The organism is Paradesertivirga mongoliensis, from assembly GCF_024436395.1.
In the GTDB taxonomy this organism is placed as follows: Bacteria; Bacteroidota; Bacteroidia; order Sphingobacteriales; family Sphingobacteriaceae; genus Paradesertivirga; species Paradesertivirga mongoliensis.
In genome coordinates this window covers 881,937-899,939 of the sequence record NZ_JAFMZO010000002.1, presented here as the reverse complement: position 1 = coordinate 899,939, position 18,003 = coordinate 881,937, and the positions used below count along the sequence as shown (strand labels likewise).

Below are 18,003 nucleotides of genomic sequence, written 5' to 3'. Positions count from 1 at the left end.
CATTTAAACGCCCCAGGAGTACCGCCCGAAAAGTAATCAAATGCCTTTTTCCAGTGAAGACTTTTAATAAAATGATATGTTGAACAGGCTGCGTGGTTTTTTGTACAATGCGGCGTCGGCTCCCTATATAAATTATGAGTGGTGTTTTGTTCATTAACGCTGGTACTTCAGATCCGGGAAGTTTGACTTGCTGTATACTAAGAGTAATTTAAAAATTGTAATAATTAAGCTCACCTACCCGAATACCTTCAAATGATGCATCCTACACGTGAATTAACCATAGATTCTGATAGTTCGGTCACGAAAATCGACCAGATCGTTCGAAAAATTAAGCGAGACATAGAGGTTGAAAACCTGAAAAGTCACCAGCGGCTACTATCGATTAGTGAATTCAGCAAGCAACATAAAGTATCAAAGGATACTGTGGAAAAGGCTTATCGGGAACTGCAGCGTCAGGGCTATATTTTTTCAGTCTCTGGAAAGGGGAATTATGTTTCAAAAGCTATTGTATCTGCAAAGAGGATATTGATGGTCGTGGATAAGTTAGATTCTTATAACAGAGAAATATATTCTGCTTTCTCGAGAAAGTTGGGCAATATTCTTGAGGTAGATCTCCAGATTCATTACAATGATCCGGTTCTTTTGAACGAAGTTGCGTTGTCCAGTCTTGGGAAGTATGATTTCTATGTGATTGTGCCTCCGCCTCCAGATACTATTATGGAGGGTGAGTTTGAATCTGCATTAGGGGGGATTCCTGTAAATAAGATTATTGTTTTAGATGGAATATCATCTTCAACCACACTTAATTGCATTAATATTGTCCGGGATTTTAGCGAGGATGTTTTTGAGGCATTTAGTTCACATAGCGATCTATTTGACAGGTATCGAGGTATAGTACTTATAGTTCCTGACACTGTGAATCAGCTCAGTTATATATGCGAAGGCCTTAAAAAGTTCTGTGTAACCTATTCAAAAAGCTTAGTGATTAAATCTTGCTTAGAGGGTGTTAGTTTAAATAAAGGGGAAGTTTATATTGTGTACACCGAATCCCACCTTGCAGATATTACCAGAAAACTTCGGAACTCGCTTTACCTGAGAGGAAAAGATATAGGCCTTATTTCGTTACAGGATAGTGTATTAAATGAGTTGCTAGACATTACCGTGGTAACCGGCAATTTTGAGGCACTGGGAGAGACAGCAGCCCAGCTTATTTTACAGAATCAAGTTTTGCCCATAAGTAACGCATACAGATTAATTCAACGTGGATCCCTGTAGGTATCCAAATGCTTTTGAGGTAGTCCAGTATCACCAACGTCACTTTATTGAGCCACAATACCCTTTTATCTACGGAGAGTTCGTTTGGACCATCTCTTATTTTATATCTATTTTGTTACAAAAGTGCAATAGGATAAAAAAAATAATAAATAGGATAAATACCCTGCAACGATTTGTGAGTTCTTTTGAGATAGGAAAGGAGCTGTCCACAACTTTATTATTTAACAATTTATTTTACTCAATGAGAACACTTTATTCAATCCATCGGACCGTTCGCCTTATTAGCTAATCAATTTTCAAATGAACTACGTAAACCTCCGCTGTCGGGTCCTTGTTTGGCTGCCAGTATTCACAGTGTTTAATGCAGGTGATTAATAGATACTGTATCTGGTACGGTAACGGCCGGGGCGACGAAGAGGCCTTGATTGGCTTTTCGGTTAACAATACCGCCAAAAAGCAAGCGGCTATTACCGATGTAACGGGGGGACAGGGGATGATTGGCTTCACCCGGGATATCAAACAGGCCATCTTGGGTAAAAGAGGGTGGGAGTTATATTTCGAAGGCGTGCGCAGGTAGATTTGGTAAGGATGAAGGAAATTTATAGAAAAAATTACAGCCTCAGGAAGAACGCCTTCTGGTGCCACCCAAGGGATTGTATCCTGCCAAAATATATGCTTGACAGGGGGATGGAGCCAGCTCCATAATCCTAATCAATCTATTCGTCTATGTTAATATATACATTGGTGAATATTATTAACCCGTAACCTCGGGGATAATTGGTTAATTTATCTCGTGTTGTCTCTCAAACAGCACGAGATCCTTTTTAATGGACTGTATTTAATATATTTACAGTTTGGTTGGCTTCCGGTTGACAGAAGCGGAAACTAAGCACTTAGAGATAATATTAAAAAAAACTCAATTACGATAAACGTGCACTTAGCTAACAAATGAAACGACAATTTTTACTCTCAATTTCAATTTTAATAACCACTATTACCTTTGCTCAGCCTCGTTCAGTAACGGAACTTTCTACAGGCTGGAAATTCGCAAAAGGAATAAATGATCAGGCGTATCAAACTGAGTTTAACGACAAAAACTGGCAAACGGTATCGGTGCCTCACGACTGGGCGATTTATGGCCCTTTCAACAAAAATACTGACAAACAGGTAGTGGCGATACTTCAAAATGGCGAACAAGAGGCTACCGAGAAAACCGGTCGTACAGGCGCATTGCCCTTTATCGGGCAGGGCTGGTACAGGAATTCTTTTGACCTGTCAGATTTCAAGCCTGGAAAAAAGGTGGTGATCCTTTTTGAAGGAGCCATGAGTGAGCCAAAAGTTTATGTAAATGGCAGGAAGGTAGGAGAATGGAACTATGGCTACAACTACTTTTACTTTGATATTACAAATGATATCAAGGCCGGGAAAAACGTGCTTGCCGTAAACTTGACCAACCTCGGCCAGTCGTCCAGATGGTACCCGGGGGCCGGGCTCTACCGGAAAGTAAGCCTTATTGTAAAAAATCAGGAAAGTATTGACCAGTGGGGTACTTTTATCACTACTCCTCATATTTCAAGTGATTTCGCTAAAGTGAGTATCAAAACCAGGGTATCAGGTGCTAACCTTCAGTTGCGAACCTTCATCGTTAACGCAGCAGGTGATACAGTGGCCCACGACCGCACACAAACGCGCTTCGGGAAAGAGTTTGATCAAAATCTCTCAGTACCCAGGCCTCAGTTGTGGAGCCCTGAAAGCCCATATCTTTATAAGGCTGTTACCCGTTTATATCAGGGTAGTGAGCTAAAAGATGAAACCACCACGCGCTTTGGTATACGGGAGATCAGTTTCAAGCCAGAATCTGGTTTCAGCCTGAATGGAAAAGTACGGAAGTTTAAAGGGGTGTGCCTCCATCATGACCTTGGACCTTTAGGCGCAGCCGTTAACATTGCGGCCCTGAGACGTCAATTGCAAATTTTGAAGGATATGGGATGTGATGCCGTTAGAAGCTCACATAATATGCCTTCTTTAGAGCAACTTGAACTCTGCGATGAAATGGGCTTTATGTTTCTTGCAGAGACTTTCGATGAATGGGCGAAACCAAAAGTTAAGAATGGCTATGCTCGCTTTTTTAATACCGATGCAGAGAAAGATGTGGTAAATCTGGTGCACGCTACCCGTAATCATCCCAGCATTGTGATGTGGAGCTCTGGCAACGAGGTTCCTGATCAAAACGGTTCTGAAGGGGCGAAAAGAGCAAAATGGCTTCAGGATATTTTTCACCGCGAAGATCCAACACGACCTGTTACTGTGGGTATGGATCAGGTGAAGGCAACCATGGCATCCGGTTTTGGGTCGGTGCTTGATGTGCCAGGATTGAACTACCGTACCCATTTGTATGAAGACGCCTACAAACAATTTCCCCAAGGTTTTATTCTGGGTTCAGAAACAGCTTCAACTGTAAGTTCGAGAGGTGTTTATAAATTTCCGGTTGTAAAAGGTATCAATAAAACCTATCCCGATCAACAGTCATCTTCATACGATTTAGAATACTGCAGTTGGTCAAACCTTCCGGAAGATGATTTCATTCTTCAGGATACAAAGCCATGGGTAATTGGCGAATTTGTATGGACAGGATTCGATTATTTGGGGGAGCCAACACCTTACAATAAGTTGCCATCCCGGAGTTCCTATTTTGGCATGGTTGATCTCGCGGGTATACCCAAAGACCGCTACTATCTGTATCGGAGCAGGTGGAATACTACTGATAATACCCTGCATATCTTGCCTCACTGGAACTGGCCCGGAAGAGAAGGCCAGACAACTCCCGTATTTGTTTATACAAATTTTGATAGCGCAGAGTTATTTATTAATGGTAAAAGCATGGGGGTGCGGAAAAAGAATGATTCTTCTCCGCAAAGCCGCTATCGTTTAATGTGGATGGATGTGAAGTATGAACCTGGTACTGTAAAAGTTGTAGCTTATGACAAAAATGGAAAAGCTGCAGCAGAACAGAGTGTTGTAACGCCTGGCAAACCACATCGCCTGGTACTTGAACCCGATAGAACACAGATTAGTGCAGATGGTAAAGACATATCGTTTGTAACGGTCTCGGTGGTTGACGAAAAAGGAAACCCTTGTCCTACTGTAAATGAACAATTGAGCTTCAAAGTGAGCGGCAGCGGTAAATTCAGGGCTGCCTGCAATGGCGATGCTACTTCTCTGGAACAGTTTCATCTTCCAACCATGAAGCTTTTTAGTGGCAAGTTAGTGGTCTTGGTCCAGGCAGATACCAAGCCTGGCGATATTAAACTTACTGTTGAAGGAAAGGGCTTGAAAGAAGGAGAAGTTAAACTAGTCTCTAAATAGGCGAAAGGATTGTGGTAAGTATTAATAGAATTGAGAAGAAGTTTAGCATTTTTGTCTGCTGCTTACTTTTTTATCCTGTGGTACCATTAGAGGCGTAAAACTGGTTCCCGTGCTTTTCCGAAAGGGCTGACATAGGATGGCTCCGGACGAAAAAGGCCTGGGAGTGATCTATTGGGAGCCGCAGGGCGCCAGGGGCGAAGCAGAATGCCTTTAAGTGTCTGGCGGGATGGCGGCTAGTACAGCAAAGCTATGGATGCTTTTCTGGTAGAGTAACAATAGTAGCAACGAAATAAAAAGCTTCCTCCTTCACTGGGAAGCTTTTTATTTTAAGCTTAGTTCCTCGCCCTTACCTCCTGTAAAAACTGTCTGGGAGTAGTGCCAAATTCACTCTTAAACACTCTTGTGAAATACGACTGCGTTTGAATCCCAACCCTGAACATCACTTCATTTATCAATACATCCTCATTCACCATTATTTCCTTCGCTTTGTTTAATCTTACAGATCGGATAAATTCTGAAATCGAATGCCCTGTTATGCTCTTAAGTTTATGATACAAATTAGTTTTGCTCATTGCAATTTCACGGCATAAGCGGTCGGCATCGAAATTAGGGTCTTCCATGTATTTTTCAATTATTGTAAGAACCTTAACTATGAATTCACGCTCTTTTGTAGAGTGAACGAGCTCTTTCAGTTCAGCCTGGTGCCCCTTTACAGAATGAGTCTTAAGCTTTCGCCTTTGATTGAAGATGTTTTGGATAGTTAACAGAAGAAGCTGTACACTGACAGGTTTTGGGAAATAAAGGTCTGCACCCGTTTCAATGCCGCTGATCTGTGCTTCCAGAGAGCTTTTGGCGGTTAGCATGATAAACGGAATATGTGAAGTTTCAATGTTTTCCCGGACTCTTTTACAAAACTCTATGCCACCCATTACTCCCATCATTACGTCGCTAATAATGAGTTCCGGAAACTCTTCTTTTACTTTTAGGTATCCTTCGGCGCCGTTAGATGCTTCGGAAACATGGAAGTAGGCAGAAAGGGATTCTTTTAGCATATTCCTCATCTCATCGTTGTCTTCAACCAAAAGAATCCGTCTTTTATTGGCGGCAGAAATATCTTCGTCTGACTCTGCAAGTGGTGTATGGTCGAAAATGCCTATGTCTGGTTCAGTTAGGATGCTTTCGAGGTTATCGAGACCAGTTTTGGTGTGTTCAGTTCTCTTTTCTGTTGCCGAATAGTCGTTTTCGGTACATGGAATAGAAATGACGATCTCTGTACCCTGGTTCTTCTCGCTCGATACGTAAATGTCGCCTTTATGCAACATTGCCAGGCTCTTTACGAATGCCAAACCCACGCCCGATCCTAAATGGGCATCGGTTATCCGGAAATATCGCTCGAATAAAAGTTTTAAAGAATCGCGGGTTATCCCGATGCCTGAATCCTTCACGCGGATCCCCAGCGCTTCGACGGGGTTATACCCACTTCTGATAGATAATTCGTTTTCAAATGTGCGTTCAGGCCACTCTTTAACAATTTCAACAGATATCTGGCCTCCTGGCGGCGTATATTTTATTGAATTGTGAATCAAATTGGTGATGATTTTCTCCATAACCTGACGGTCGAACCAGGCTTCGGATATTTCTTCATGCTTTTCTATCGAAAGTTGTATGTTTTTCTCTTGTGCCAAAATAATGAATTCTTCCGCGAGCTCATCCAAAAACGAGCTTAAATTACCTTTCGAAACGTGGAGTTGCAACGCACCCGACTCTACTTTTCTGAAGTCCATTAACTCATTCAGCAAGTTTAGCAGGTGAGCCGAGTTTTTAAACAAAGAACGTATATGCGGAAGCAGGTCCTTGTTACTATTCTCCTTAACCAACCTGTCGAGCCGGCCTATAATTAAAGCAAGCGGCGTTCTGAATTCATGAGATATATTGGTGAAAAATTCCAGCTGCATCTGGTGGATCTCGTCTTTCTTTTTTTCTTCGAGCTTTTCGAGTTCCAGTTTCCTTTTGAGCGAAAGGACATAGTACACAATGCTGATGATCAATGCCACTGTAATTAATTGGAACCAAATCCGTTGCCAGAAGGGCGGAGCTATGCTGATTTCGAGATTTGCAATTCTATTGCTCCAAATACCGTCGTTATTTGCCGCTTTAACTTTCAGGATATAATCTCCTGGGTCGAGGTTTGTATAAGATGCTTTGGTAGCGTTGCCAACGTAGTTCCACTCCTTGTCAAATCCTTCTAGCTTATAGGCATATTGGTTGTTATTCGGAGAAGTATAATTTAACGCTGCGTAACTTACCGAAAATGATGATTGTTTATAATTGAGATTGATTACGGGCACAAAAGGAAGGTCTTCCTTTAATGGTGAACCTTCTTCGAGAGGGACGGCTCTTTTATTAAAGATAGAAAGCTCTGTAAAATAAACGGGCGGAATAAAGTTGTTGGTTGGAATGTTTTCGGGATGAAAGTAATTGTACCCGTTAATGCCACCAAAATACATCACTCCGTTGCGGGTTTTTAAAACTGCATTGGCTTCAAACTCCAGACTCTGTAACCCGTCTGAAGTGTTAAAACGCCTGGTGCTGCCTTTTTCAGGATCTAAATTAACAAGTCCATTCAATGTTGAGATCCACAAATGCCCTTTGTCGTCCTCTAAAATGCCTTTAATAAAATCTGCATTTAAAGAAGGTGCTTTGGTGTAGCGGTCGAATCTGTTTTTCTTCCTGTTATATAAGTATATTCCTTTCGCACCAACCCAAATCCTGTTTTTTCGGTCTTTGAAAATGATGCGTATCTCCTGCAGGCTCGCCCCGTCTACGAAATAATGTTGAAAGCTTTGCGATGCTTTATCGAAATAGTTCAACCCGGCGTCATCTGTACCTATCCAGAGATTACCCTTTTTTACATCTTCACACATCGAAATTACATTATTGCCCCACATTGCTCTGGGGATATTCCGGGTAGACGGAATTCGCGTGAATCTCCCCGAGACTGTGTTCAAATAGTTCAGTCCGCCAAAGTAAGTGCCAACCCAAAAATTCCCCTTTTCGTCAGGGATCATTTTGTGAACATAATTTGAGCTAATAGACGAGCTGTCTTGCGGCCTGTTAAGATAGCGGGTAAACTTGCTGTTTTTTTCGTTGTAGAGACTAATGCCGCCGCCCCACGAAGAAATCCAGACGTTTGAATTATTGTCGCCAATGATATCCAGGATAAAATCGCTCCCCAATGAGTTTGGACTTGCAGTTTGGTGTCTGAATTTTATTGCTTTTTTTGTTTCCGGGTTATATTTAGATACGCCGCCGCCATCTGTGCCAATCCAGATATTTCCCTTCTTGTCTTCAAAAAATGCTCTTACATCGTTATTGCTGAGTATATGGGGCGAAGTTTGTATCTGCACCACATTGAATTTTTGTGCATTTGGCGCGTATAAGTAAACGCCGCCCCGGTGCGTTCCGGCCCAGAGATTTCCCTGATTATCTTCAAATAATGCAGAAACCGTCCGGTCCGGGATATAACGATAGAAAGAATTTGTTTTTGAGTCAAGCAGATTAAGCCCTCCCGTAACACATCCCGACCATACTTTACCATCCTTGTCGATCATTAAGGTTCTTACCAGGTTGCTCCCAAGGCTCGAACTTTGCTTTTCCTGGTGATTGTAATTGTGGAATTTACCGGTGCCCGGAGAATAAACAAAAATTCCGTTTCCCTCTGTGGCAATCCATTTCTTTCCCTGACTGTCTTCGCAAATGGTCCGCACGTCTATTCTTGACTTTCCCTGAATATCAAGCTTTTTTAGCTGCTTCTGCTTAATGTCCAATATAACGATGCCCTGATTGGTAGCGATCCACAAATTTTGTTTGCTGTCTTCAAACAGATGATTAATGTGGTTAAGGCTGAGTGGCGCCTTGTTTTTATATTCTGGAGCAATCGAACGAAGCTTACCCACTTTTTTATCGAGAATAGCTAGTCCGGCGCCATGTGTTCCTATCCATAAATTCTTTTTTCTGTCTTCCAGGACGCAGCTAATGTCATTTCCTGATTTTCCTTCCGGGTTGAAGAAAAATCTTTTGAACCTGCCCAGTTTCCTGTCGAATAAGTTTAGGCCATTTGTCGTCCCCACCCATAAATTTCTCTGGCTGTCTTCATAGATGTACTTCACATAATTATCACTGATCGTGTGATTTATTTTCGCATCGTTCCGGTATACCTGCATCTGTGCTCCGTCGTACCTGTTAAGCCCGTCTCCGGTACCAAACCATATAAAGCCATACGAATCCTGATAAATGCAAAATACTGTGCTGTTTGACAGTCCATGCTCTCTCGATATGTTTGTAAGCTTTAACTCCGGCTGATCAGCCAGGGCGGTTAACGGAACGACAATTTTCAAAAGGAAAATCATACAAAAAGATCTGAACGGAATGAAGTTCATCAAAAGAAGCGGAAAAGGTTAGACCTAAATTTAAGGAAAAAAGAGCATAGCAGTTACCCACGAATAGCCCAGCTCTGTAATATTGAGCAATTTTAATCAGATCTGATCAAATAGATAAAAAAAAAGATAAATAGGGCTTATTCGCGGATGTGCTTTTTAATATCTGCCCATGGCGCGCCACCGAATAATCTTTGTGGTACTGCAAATTATAAGGATAATACTACCTTTGCGCATCGCTTTAAGAGTGTTGAGAAAAACAATCTGCAATATGTTAAGAAAGGCTTTAGCAGTATTTCTGATAGTGTGCCTGCAAGGCTTAAGCTTTGCGGGGCTATTGGCCACTGTTGGCTTTAAAATGAACATGGAATACATTGTGGCGAAAATCTGTGTAAACAGAACGAAGCCAAAGCTTAATTGCAAAGGCAAATGTTATTTGAAAAAGTCGCAGAAAGAGGCTAAACAGCAAAAAGAAGCAAACGACACTACTTTAAAAGACGTGTATTACCTGGCCTCGGCTCAGGAGCGGGTGCACGAGTTTTGTGTTATCCCTGCCAAGCTAATTTACATTCTTCAAAATCATAATAAAAAGCAAAAAGGCTGGCCTGAAAGCCCTTTTCATCCTCCCGGTATACGTTCCTGATTTATTGAGATTGTTTCAAAATCTCAGACGGCGATCCTTTTCAGGATTTAAGCCCGTATTAGTTTAATGTTTATGCGATGAATTGATTTCATCCAAAAGGAGAGTGAAATGAAAACGCTAGCGTTTTTCGTGGGAATACTTTGTGCGTTCACAAGTTATTCTCGTGCCCAAACTATAGAATTGCAGGGCAAAGTGATAGACAAATTGACAATGGAGCCAATAGCGGGTGCTTCCATAAAGGTCAATAATTTAAACATCGGGAAGTCGGATGCTTCGGGTAGCTATAAAGTCTCTGTTTTACGCACCGATACGTTGTACGTTAGCTATGCCGGATTCCAAACCTGCTGTTATCAGCCGAATATTGACGACAATGTGATTGCCCTTGAACAGGAAATTCAAACACTTAAAGAAATAGTTGTTACAGCAGGCCGTGTTGCCGAAAGCAGACGCGAGTCGCCGGTGGCAATTAGCACCATTGGTACACTCATACTGAAAGAAGCCAAAGCCAATTCGATTGACCAGGTGCTGAATAAAGCCAGCGGAGTGTTTATGGTAAATCTTGGTAATGAGCAGCATCAGATGAGTATCAGGCAGCCGATGACGACAAAAAGCCTGTTTCTGTATCTGGAAGATGGCATACCGGTTCGTACTACGGGGTTATACAATCACAATGCTTTAATCGAAATGAACATGGCAGCCATGAAGCAGATCGAGGTGATAAGGGGGCCAGCATCGGCCATGTATGGAGCGGAAGCAATAGGAGGGGCGGTGAATGTGATAACCCTGTCTGCGCCAGCCCAAGCCACAGGGCAAATCAGTATCCAGGCCAATACCAACGGTTATAAAAGAACCGATATTCAATATGGCGACTCTTTCGGCAGAGCCGGAGTTTTAGTATCGGGTTATTACGCCGACAAAAACGGCGGACGACTTCAGCATAGCGATTTTAGCAAGGCCGCCCTTAGTGTAAAAAGCAATTACAACTTCAACGCAGGCACACGAATGGTCAACGGCATATCCTACAATAACTATTATAGCGATATGTTTGGTGCGCTGGACAGCAGTCACTACGCTGGCAGAAATTTCTCTTCATTAAACAATTTTACATTCCGTAAAGTGAAAGCCTTGCGGATTAAATCGCAGCTTGATCATAGATGGAATGACTTCGCTGAAACCAAGGCATCGCTGGTTTACCGCGATAATCGCATTGATCAGAATCCTGCCTACAAGATAAAAAATGATTATCGCAGGGTTGCCGGTACTTACCAGGGCAATCCGTTTAAAGCGCATGGGGAAATTAGTACCAGCCAGTTCAATACGTTCGCTCTCTTTTTGCAGCATGATCAGAAGCTTGAGAAGCTCGGAAGTAAAATATCTGCTGGTGCGAATCTGGATTTTAGTCCCTCAAAGTATCAGGCAGATTATATCAGTATCGACAAAGATGAAGCGGGTTATTTTACCGGATATTCAAAAAGTGATTCGGCCTTAAGTAGTTATTCTACGGCGATTACGAACCTCGCATCCTACCTGAGTTACAATCAGAAAATTTGGAGAGGTTTAAAGCTGGTAGCCGCCATACGGTATGATTATTATCATTACAACTACCAAAACAAACTTTCAGGCACGGCATTTTCGGGTGCACCCAATACAAAAAATAACTTCCAGAGCTTTACCCCGAAACTGGGACTTACGTATAATTATCAGAACGTTGGCTTCTATACCAATTTCAGTCAGGGTTTTGTTCCGCCGCAAATCAGCGAATTATACCAGGGCGTAAAAGTGCCGTATTTATCACCCCAAAAATTCTATAATTATGAATTAGGGGGCTGGCTGGAACTTTACAAAGGTAAGATATTTGCCGACTGGAGCCTCTACAGCATGAAAGGCACCGACGAAATTATTTCGGTTCTGGCCGACGATGGTACTTCAAAAAACGAAAATGCAGGCAAAACCAGCCATCTGGGTTTTGAATACGGGTTAAATTATCGGCCATCCGCCGAATTGAAGCTGCGTCTAAGCGCGGCAAATTCACGACATACCTTCATTCAATTTGTCGAAAAGGGACTTAATTACAATGGGAACGTGATGGCAGGCGCTCCCGGATTTTTGGCAAACGGGGAAATCTCATACAGACCAGCGTTTTTAAAAGATTTACGTACAAGTGTAGAATGGCAGCATCAAAGCAGTTATTGGCTCGATAACATAAATTCAAAAAAGTATGGTGGATTTAATGTCTATAATGTGAGGGGAGCGTACCAATTTAAGCAGTTCGAAGTATGGCTTAATATTTTAAATGCAGCCGATACTTATTATTCGGTGGCCGCCAGCAAATCAGCTTCTGGATATAGTTACAACTTAGGACAACCAAGAACTTTCAATACAGGCATTTCTTATCAGCTAAGTAAAAAATAATATGTTTTTACGAAAGAAAGCTTATAAATGGCACCGTTTGCTCAGCGCCATTGCCACCGTACCCTTTACCATGTGGGCCGGAAGTGCAGTTTTACATCAGGCAAATGCATGGTTCAAGCCCGCGTTTGAGAAAGCTCCATACGAAATGCGTTTGTCGGGAAGCGATTATGAGCAGACAACCATACTCGTTAAGGCGCGTTACCAATCAGATGCAAAGGTGGAGAATATTCAAAAGATTGAGACATTTAACCTCGGCTACTCCGCTAAGAACAAGGTGCTTCCAGTTTTCCAGGCAACCATGGCATCGGCCAATCAGACCATATTATATGTGGATCTCAGAGGAAAGAGGATCATTAGTGGTTCTACCCAGACCAGCCGCGGCATCCATAAATGGTTCGGGTATCTTCATAAGTGGGATTTCTTGAAGCCCTGGCCGTCAATTCGTGCTACCGGCATTATTTTCTTTTCGTTGATAACACTATTGGCGGGGTGGTTGGGTGTTTATCTGTATTTTCTATTACCCTTCTTCAGAACCAGGAAACAGATACACCCAACTCAGAAAGAAAAGTTATGGCATCGCAGAATCGGGATTTGTGTATCAGTATTTATGATATTATTCGCCGTAACCGGGTTGATGCACGCCGTTTCAGATGTGTATCCGGCCATAGAATCTACGGTCAAGCCGGTGTTCGATCAGTTGCATATGTACCGATTTACAGCGGATCTGGGCCAGCAGTTTCGATTCTGGTGGCTGTTTGGTATTGCTGCTTCGTTCGTTCTGCTGGTTTTGAGCGGATTGATTTTATTTTTTCGATTGTTTGCAAGGCGATTATAAATCGGTGAGAGTGCAGCTAAGAATGAGTCCGGTCAAAAGATCGGGATATTCATTACATTTCGGCAGTCTGCGCGTTGTATGGATAACCGTTTGATTTCAGTTTAATATCATTCTGAAAGATGATGGGTGCCACACTATTTAAAATAGTATGAAGTACTTTTGAACGTAATTTAATGTTATGACGAAAACGATTTTTATAGCGTCTGCCGAGCCATATAGTGGCAAATCAATTGTTGCTTTCGGACTTGTGAATATGCTGCTGGGTAAGGCTCAGAAGATAGGGTATTTCAAGCCTATCATTAACCATGATCCGCGCGAGAAGAAAGATGTTCACATACAAACCATAATAGAGCATTTTAATTTGCCTATTAATTTTGAGGACGTATATGCATTCACCCGCCAGGAAGCAATGCGCCATTTAGAGAGCGAGAGCCAGGGCGAGATGATAGATACCATCATTACCAAATTTAAAAAGTTAGAAGAGAACTATGACTTTACGATTTTAGAAGGAAGTGATTATGATGGGGAGGGTGCAGCTTTTGAGTTTGAGTCAAACGTACGTATTGCCAAGAATTTGAATGCGCCGGCGATATTGGTGGTATCGGGTGAGAGAAAAACTACCGCCCAGATAATTAATGACGTTCTGAACTTATTGAGGAACTTTGAAGCCCGCGAAATTCAGGTCCTTGCAATTGTTGCCAATAAAATACACGACGGTCAGGTTGACGATGTGCGACAATTGTTAAATGCTCAATTACCTACTGATACTATTTTGGCGGTAATTCCTGCTGATAAAGGTTTGCAAAGCCCAACTATCAAAGAGATTTATGAAAGTTTGGACGGAAAACTCCTTTTTGGGGAAGAGTACCTTTCTAACCAGGTTGATAACTTCGTAACCGGAGCGATGCATGTTCCCAACTTTTTAAATCATATAAAAGAGAATGTTCTGATTGTAACCCCCGGCGACCGGGGAGATATTATCATCGGGTCTCTTCAGGCAAATTTATCTTCGAGTTATCCTAAAGTTGCCGGAATTGTGCTTACCGCAGGTTCAGAGCCTGAAGAGCCAATCGTTCGTTTGATTAATGGTTTGCAGAACGTTGTTCCTATAATGTCGGTTCAAACCGGCACCTTTCAAACAATTACAGAGATCGCTGCAGTTAAGGCGCGCATCACCCCGGATAATGTAAAAAAAATTGAGCTTGCGATTGATACATTTAACCGGCACGTAGATATTGCGTTATTGGATGAGAAGATCGTTACATATGAGTCTGATGGAATGACGCCCCATATGTTTCAGTACCAGCTTGGCAAATGGGCAAAAAGAACGATCAAAAACATCGTGTTGCCTGAAGGCGATGACGACCGGGTTTTAAAAGCCGCCGCACGCCTGGTTGCGCAAGAGATAGTGACATTAACCATTTTGGGTAATCAGGCTGATATAGGGGCTTCGATAAAACGTCTTGGGCTAAGTCTTGATCCTGCAAAGGTAAATATCATCGATCCGGCAAACTCGGAGTATTATGACGATTATGTGAATACTTTGTACGAATTGAGAAAGGACAAAAATGTTACCCTGGAAATGGCCCGCGATCTAATGACCGACGTATCTTATTTCGGAACCATGATGGTTTATAAGGGACATGCTGATGGAATGGTTTCTGGAGCTACTCATACTACCCAGCATACTATCAGGCCAGCTTTGCAATTCGTTAAAACAAAACCCGGAATTTCTACGGTGTCTTCGGTGTTTTTTATGTGCCTTGAAGACCGTGTATCTGTATTTGGAGATTGTGCGGTAAATCCCAATCCAACCGCAGAACAGCTGGCCGAGATCGCTATTTCCTCAGCAGAAACCAGTCAGCGTTTCGGTATTGAGCCGAGGATTGCGATGCTTTCATATTCTTCGGGAACATCGGGAGCAGGCGAGGATGTTGAGAAGGTTCGGCGCGCTACAGAAATTGTGAAAGAAAAACGTCCGGACTTAAAAGTTGAAGGACCGATCCAATACGACGCAGCAGTAGATCCGGTTGTTGGTAAACAGAAAATGCCCAACTCAGCTGTGGCAGGTCAGGCGAGCGTGTTGATTTTTCCGGATCTAAACACGGGAAATAATACATATAAGGCCGTTCAGCGGGAAACCGGCGCTTTAGCCATAGGGCCAATGTTGCAGGGGCTGAATAAGCCGGTTAACGACTTAAGTCGCGGATGCACCGTCGACGATATTTTTAACACTGTTATTATTACAGCTATTCAAAGCCAGGAAGGTTAAGAACCGGCTCTTTTGACTTTTTAATTTTGATTTTTGACTTTCTCAAATGACTTTCTCAAATGAAGCAATTTGCTCTTTTGACTTTTAAATTTTGATTTTCGACTTTCTCAAATGACTTTCTCAAATGAAGCAATTTGCTCTTTTGACTTTTTAATTTTGATTTTTGACTTTCTCAAATGACTTTCTCAAATGAAGCAATTTGCTCTTTTGACTTTTAAATTTTGATTTTTGACTTCTCTAATGACTTTCTCAAATGAAGCAATTTGCTCTTTTGACTTTTTAATTTTGATTTTTGACTTTCTCTAATGACTTTCTCAAATGAAGCAATTTGCTCTTTTGACTTTTTAATTTTGATTTTCGACTTTCTCTAATGACTTTCTCAAATGAAGCAATTTGCTCTTTTGACTTTTTAATTTTGATTTTTGACTTCTCTAATGACTTTCTCAAATGAAGCAATTTGCTCTTTTGACTTTTTAATTTTGATTTTTGACTTTCTCTAATGACTTTCTCAAATGAAGCAATTTGCCCTTTTGACTTTTTAATTTTGATTTTTGACTTTCTCTAATGAACGTATTTGTAATTAATTCCGGCAGCAGCTCAATAAAGTACCAGTTTTTTAAAATGCCGTCAGAGCAGCCAATATGCAGTGGCTTAGTTGAACGCATCGGGCTGGAGGATTCTATCATAACGCATAAAGTGTATACCGGTGGCCATGAGCAGGTGATCAGCCGGACACTCGATCTTCCCGATCACGAAGCCGGCATGCAGGAAGTGGGTAGATTACTCACAGAACCCGAAATCGGGGTGATCCAGAACCCCGATGAAATTGAAGTGGTTGGTCATAGGGTTGTTCACGGAGGCGAGAGTTTTTCAAAAACTACCGTGATTACGCTTGAAGTGAAAGAAGAGATCAAGAAGCTGTTTCCACTGGCTCCTTTGCATAACCCAGGTGGATATCTTGGAATAGAAGTGGCGGAAAAGATCTTTAGAAAAGCCACCCAGATCGCAGTTTTTGACACAGCCTTTCATCAAACCCTCCCGGAAAAAGCTTTTCGCTATGCTATCCCAAATTCCTATTATACAGATTATGGTATCCGGGTATATGGCTTTCATGGTACCAGTCATAAATTTGTAGCAGAGCAGGCTAGTGAATATCTGGCCAAACCATCAGCCAAAATCATCACCATTCATCTTGGTAACGGCTGCAGTATGGCTGCAGTAGACGGAGGAACGTGTGTAGATACCAGTATGGGAATGGGCCCTTTAGACGGCCTGGTGATGGGAACCCGAAGCGGTAATATCGACGCATCAATCGTGTTTCACCTTGTTTCTCATCTGGGTTACGATGTTGAACAGGTGAGTAACCTTTTAAACAAACGCAGTGGCATGTTAGGTCTCACCGGGTACAGCGACATGCGCGATATCAGGAAATCTATGGATAAAGGCGACAAGAATGCGAGGCTCGCCTACGATCTATACGCGTACCGTATTAAAAAATATATCGGTTCGTATGCAGCAGCTCTCGGCGGGCTCGATGCTATTGTGTTTACCGCCGGGGTGGGAGAGAACGATCCGCTGACCCGCAAGCTTGTTTGCCAGGACATGGACTTTTTCGGTATTAGCCTAGATGAAGATAAGAATCAGAAGAGAGAGCCTGGTATCAGAGAAATTAATACAGCAAATGGGCGTACAAAGGTCCTGGTGATTCCGACCAATGAAGAATTGGAGATAGCGAATCAGTGCCTGGGCTTATTAAGGGAGATGTAGCGTCTCTATTCGGCAGGGGGCGGTCTTGTAGTTGTCGGGATTCTGCTGCTACTCCAAATATCAGTATCAACGTTGGTGCTGTATTCGATATTGGGTAGGTGAGATATTCATTTGTTTTTTAAACATTCTCGAAAAATAATACGGGTCATCAAATCCAATCTCTTTACAGATTTCTTTAACGGTCATTTTTGTAAAGTAGAGGTATTGGCAGGATTTCTGGATCTTCAACTGCAGGAAATACTGGATCGGAGCATAGCCCGTGCGTTTCCTGAACAGTTCAGAGTATCGCGATACTGAATAGTTAGCCCGGCTTGCAAGTTCTTTGATCAGCATATTCTTGTCGAGATTGCTCTTCATGAAGAGTAGAGATCTTTGTATGTCGTCCTCGTTTTCATCGCTGGTTCTGCTGCCGGTATAGATAAAAGCACTGATAAATTGCAGTAAACGGATATGCAGGATTTCAATTTCCTGGGCATCAAGATCGCTTTCTGAGAGATTAAATAGCTGATCGAACGCTGAAACGTTAACCGGGTCATACGGAATTGTAGGGAGAATATTCAGCTTGGATATAAACCTCTCATAGAGCAGGTCGGCAGCGCTGCCGCTGAAGTGAACCCAGTAAATACTCCATGGGTCATCCAGCGAACTCCCATAACTATGCGCAATATTTTTAGGAAGAATATAATATGTATTCGGGGTAAGAATAAATTCTTCTTCGCCATCGAGTTTTATCCATCCCTTGCCACCAACGCAATAAAGCAGAATGTACTGCTCGCTGCCGCCTTTTCTGTGCCGCTCGTGGAAGGAAGCATTCGGATAGTAGCCAATTGCTGTGGGGTAGAGGCTTTTAGCAAAGACGTTTTCTTCGATTCGTGCAAGCCGGTCGGGTGAGAATACAGTCATTCTCTGTCCTAAAAATCCTTCCTGGATCGTCTTTAAATTGCCCGTAATATTACTCATGTTCCTTTTCAAAGATAATCCTTGATTTGGATTTTTG

The 18,003-nt window shown here is 42.3% G+C and carries 10 protein-coding genes; 8 read left to right on the top strand and 2 right to left on the bottom strand.

The window, feature by feature from the left end; genetic code table 11:
• Positions 1-252 precede the first annotated feature (252 nt).
• From J3P43_RS10020 to J3P43_RS10010, 3 genes are all read left to right on the top strand, one after another.
• Positions 253-1,275 carry a GntR family transcriptional regulator gene (locus J3P43_RS10020; protein WP_255901769.1) on the top strand — a complete coding sequence of 341 codons (1,023 nt, stop codon included), beginning with the start codon at positions 253-255 and terminating at the stop codon, positions 1,273-1,275.
• 361 nt (positions 1,276-1,636) lie between these two features.
• Entirely contained in the window at positions 1,637-1,852 is a 216-nt protein-coding gene (locus J3P43_RS10015) for a hypothetical protein (protein ID WP_255901767.1), read from the top strand.
• Positions 1,853-2,223: 371 nt separating this feature from the next.
• Positions 2,224-4,641 carry a DUF4982 domain-containing protein gene (locus J3P43_RS10010; RefSeq protein ID WP_255901764.1) on the top strand — a complete coding sequence of 806 codons (2,418 nt, stop codon included), beginning with the start codon at positions 2,224-2,226 and terminating at the stop codon, positions 4,639-4,641.
• Positions 4,642-4,973: 332 nt separating this feature from the next.
• Here J3P43_RS10010 and J3P43_RS10005 read toward each other — a convergent pair whose 3' ends face one another.
• Positions 4,974-9,050: a hybrid sensor histidine kinase/response regulator transcription factor gene (locus J3P43_RS10005; protein WP_255901761.1), complete on the bottom strand. Its 4,077-nt coding sequence runs from the start codon at positions 9,048-9,050 to the stop codon at positions 4,974-4,976.
• A 298-nt stretch (positions 9,051-9,348) separates the two neighbouring features.
• On the opposite strand from J3P43_RS10005, the gene J3P43_RS10000 reads away from it, so the two are divergent.
• The 5 genes from J3P43_RS10000 (at position 9,349) to J3P43_RS09980 (ending at position 17,006) form a co-directional block, all read left to right on the top strand.
• A complete protein-coding gene (locus tag J3P43_RS10000) occupies positions 9,349-9,720 on the top strand; it encodes a hypothetical protein (protein WP_255901758.1) in 372 nt (123 codons plus the stop codon).
• A gap of 108 nt (positions 9,721-9,828) precedes the next feature.
• Positions 9,829-12,132 carry a TonB-dependent receptor gene (locus tag J3P43_RS09995; RefSeq protein WP_255901755.1) on the top strand — a complete coding sequence of 768 codons (2,304 nt, stop codon included), beginning with the start codon at positions 9,829-9,831 and terminating at the stop codon, positions 12,130-12,132.
• A 1-nt stretch (position 12,133) separates the two neighbouring features.
• Positions 12,134-12,967, top strand: coding sequence for a PepSY domain-containing protein (locus J3P43_RS09990; protein ID WP_255901752.1), 834 nt, complete (start codon positions 12,134-12,136; stop codon positions 12,965-12,967).
• 178 nt (positions 12,968-13,145) lie between these two features.
• The gene (gene pta, locus J3P43_RS09985; protein ID WP_255901750.1) at positions 13,146-15,239 is read left to right on the top strand and encodes a phosphate acetyltransferase; all 2,094 of its coding nucleotides are present in this window, start codon (positions 13,146-13,148) and stop codon (positions 15,237-15,239) included.
• A gap of 564 nt (positions 15,240-15,803) precedes the next feature.
• On the top strand, positions 15,804-17,006 hold the full coding sequence (locus tag J3P43_RS09980; RefSeq protein WP_255901747.1) for an acetate/propionate family kinase: 1,203 nt from the start codon (positions 15,804-15,806) through the stop codon (positions 17,004-17,006).
• Between the two features lie 66 nt (positions 17,007-17,072).
• Here the strand turns inward: J3P43_RS09980 and J3P43_RS09975 are convergent, their stop codons facing one another.
• Positions 17,073-17,966, bottom strand: a complete 894-nt coding sequence (locus tag J3P43_RS09975) for an AraC family transcriptional regulator (protein WP_255901745.1) — start codon at positions 17,964-17,966, stop codon at positions 17,073-17,075.
• Between the last annotated feature and the right edge of the window lie 37 nt (positions 17,967-18,003).

Coding starts and splice junctions, on each gene's coding strand:
- J3P43_RS10020 (WP_255901769.1), top strand. CDS start 253: ATGATGCATCCTACACGTGAATTAACCATAGATTCTGATAGTTCGGTC.
- J3P43_RS10015 (WP_255901767.1), top strand. CDS start 1,637: ATGCAGGTGATTAATAGATACTGTATCTGGTACGGTAACGGCCGGGGC.
- J3P43_RS10010 (WP_255901764.1), top strand. CDS start 2,224: ATGAAACGACAATTTTTACTCTCAATTTCAATTTTAATAACCACTATT.
- J3P43_RS10005 (WP_255901761.1), bottom strand. CDS start 9,050: ATGATTTTCCTTTTGAAAATTGTCGTTCCGTTAACCGCCCTGGCTGAT.
- J3P43_RS10000 (WP_255901758.1), top strand. CDS start 9,349: ATGTTAAGAAAGGCTTTAGCAGTATTTCTGATAGTGTGCCTGCAAGGC.
- J3P43_RS09995 (WP_255901755.1), top strand. CDS start 9,829: ATGAAAACGCTAGCGTTTTTCGTGGGAATACTTTGTGCGTTCACAAGT.
- J3P43_RS09990 (WP_255901752.1), top strand. CDS start 12,134: ATGTTTTTACGAAAGAAAGCTTATAAATGGCACCGTTTGCTCAGCGCC.
- pta (WP_255901750.1), top strand. CDS start 13,146: ATGACGAAAACGATTTTTATAGCGTCTGCCGAGCCATATAGTGGCAAA.
- J3P43_RS09980 (WP_255901747.1), top strand. CDS start 15,804: ATGAACGTATTTGTAATTAATTCCGGCAGCAGCTCAATAAAGTACCAG.
- J3P43_RS09975 (WP_255901745.1), bottom strand. CDS start 17,966: ATGAGTAATATTACGGGCAATTTAAAGACGATCCAGGAAGGATTTTTA.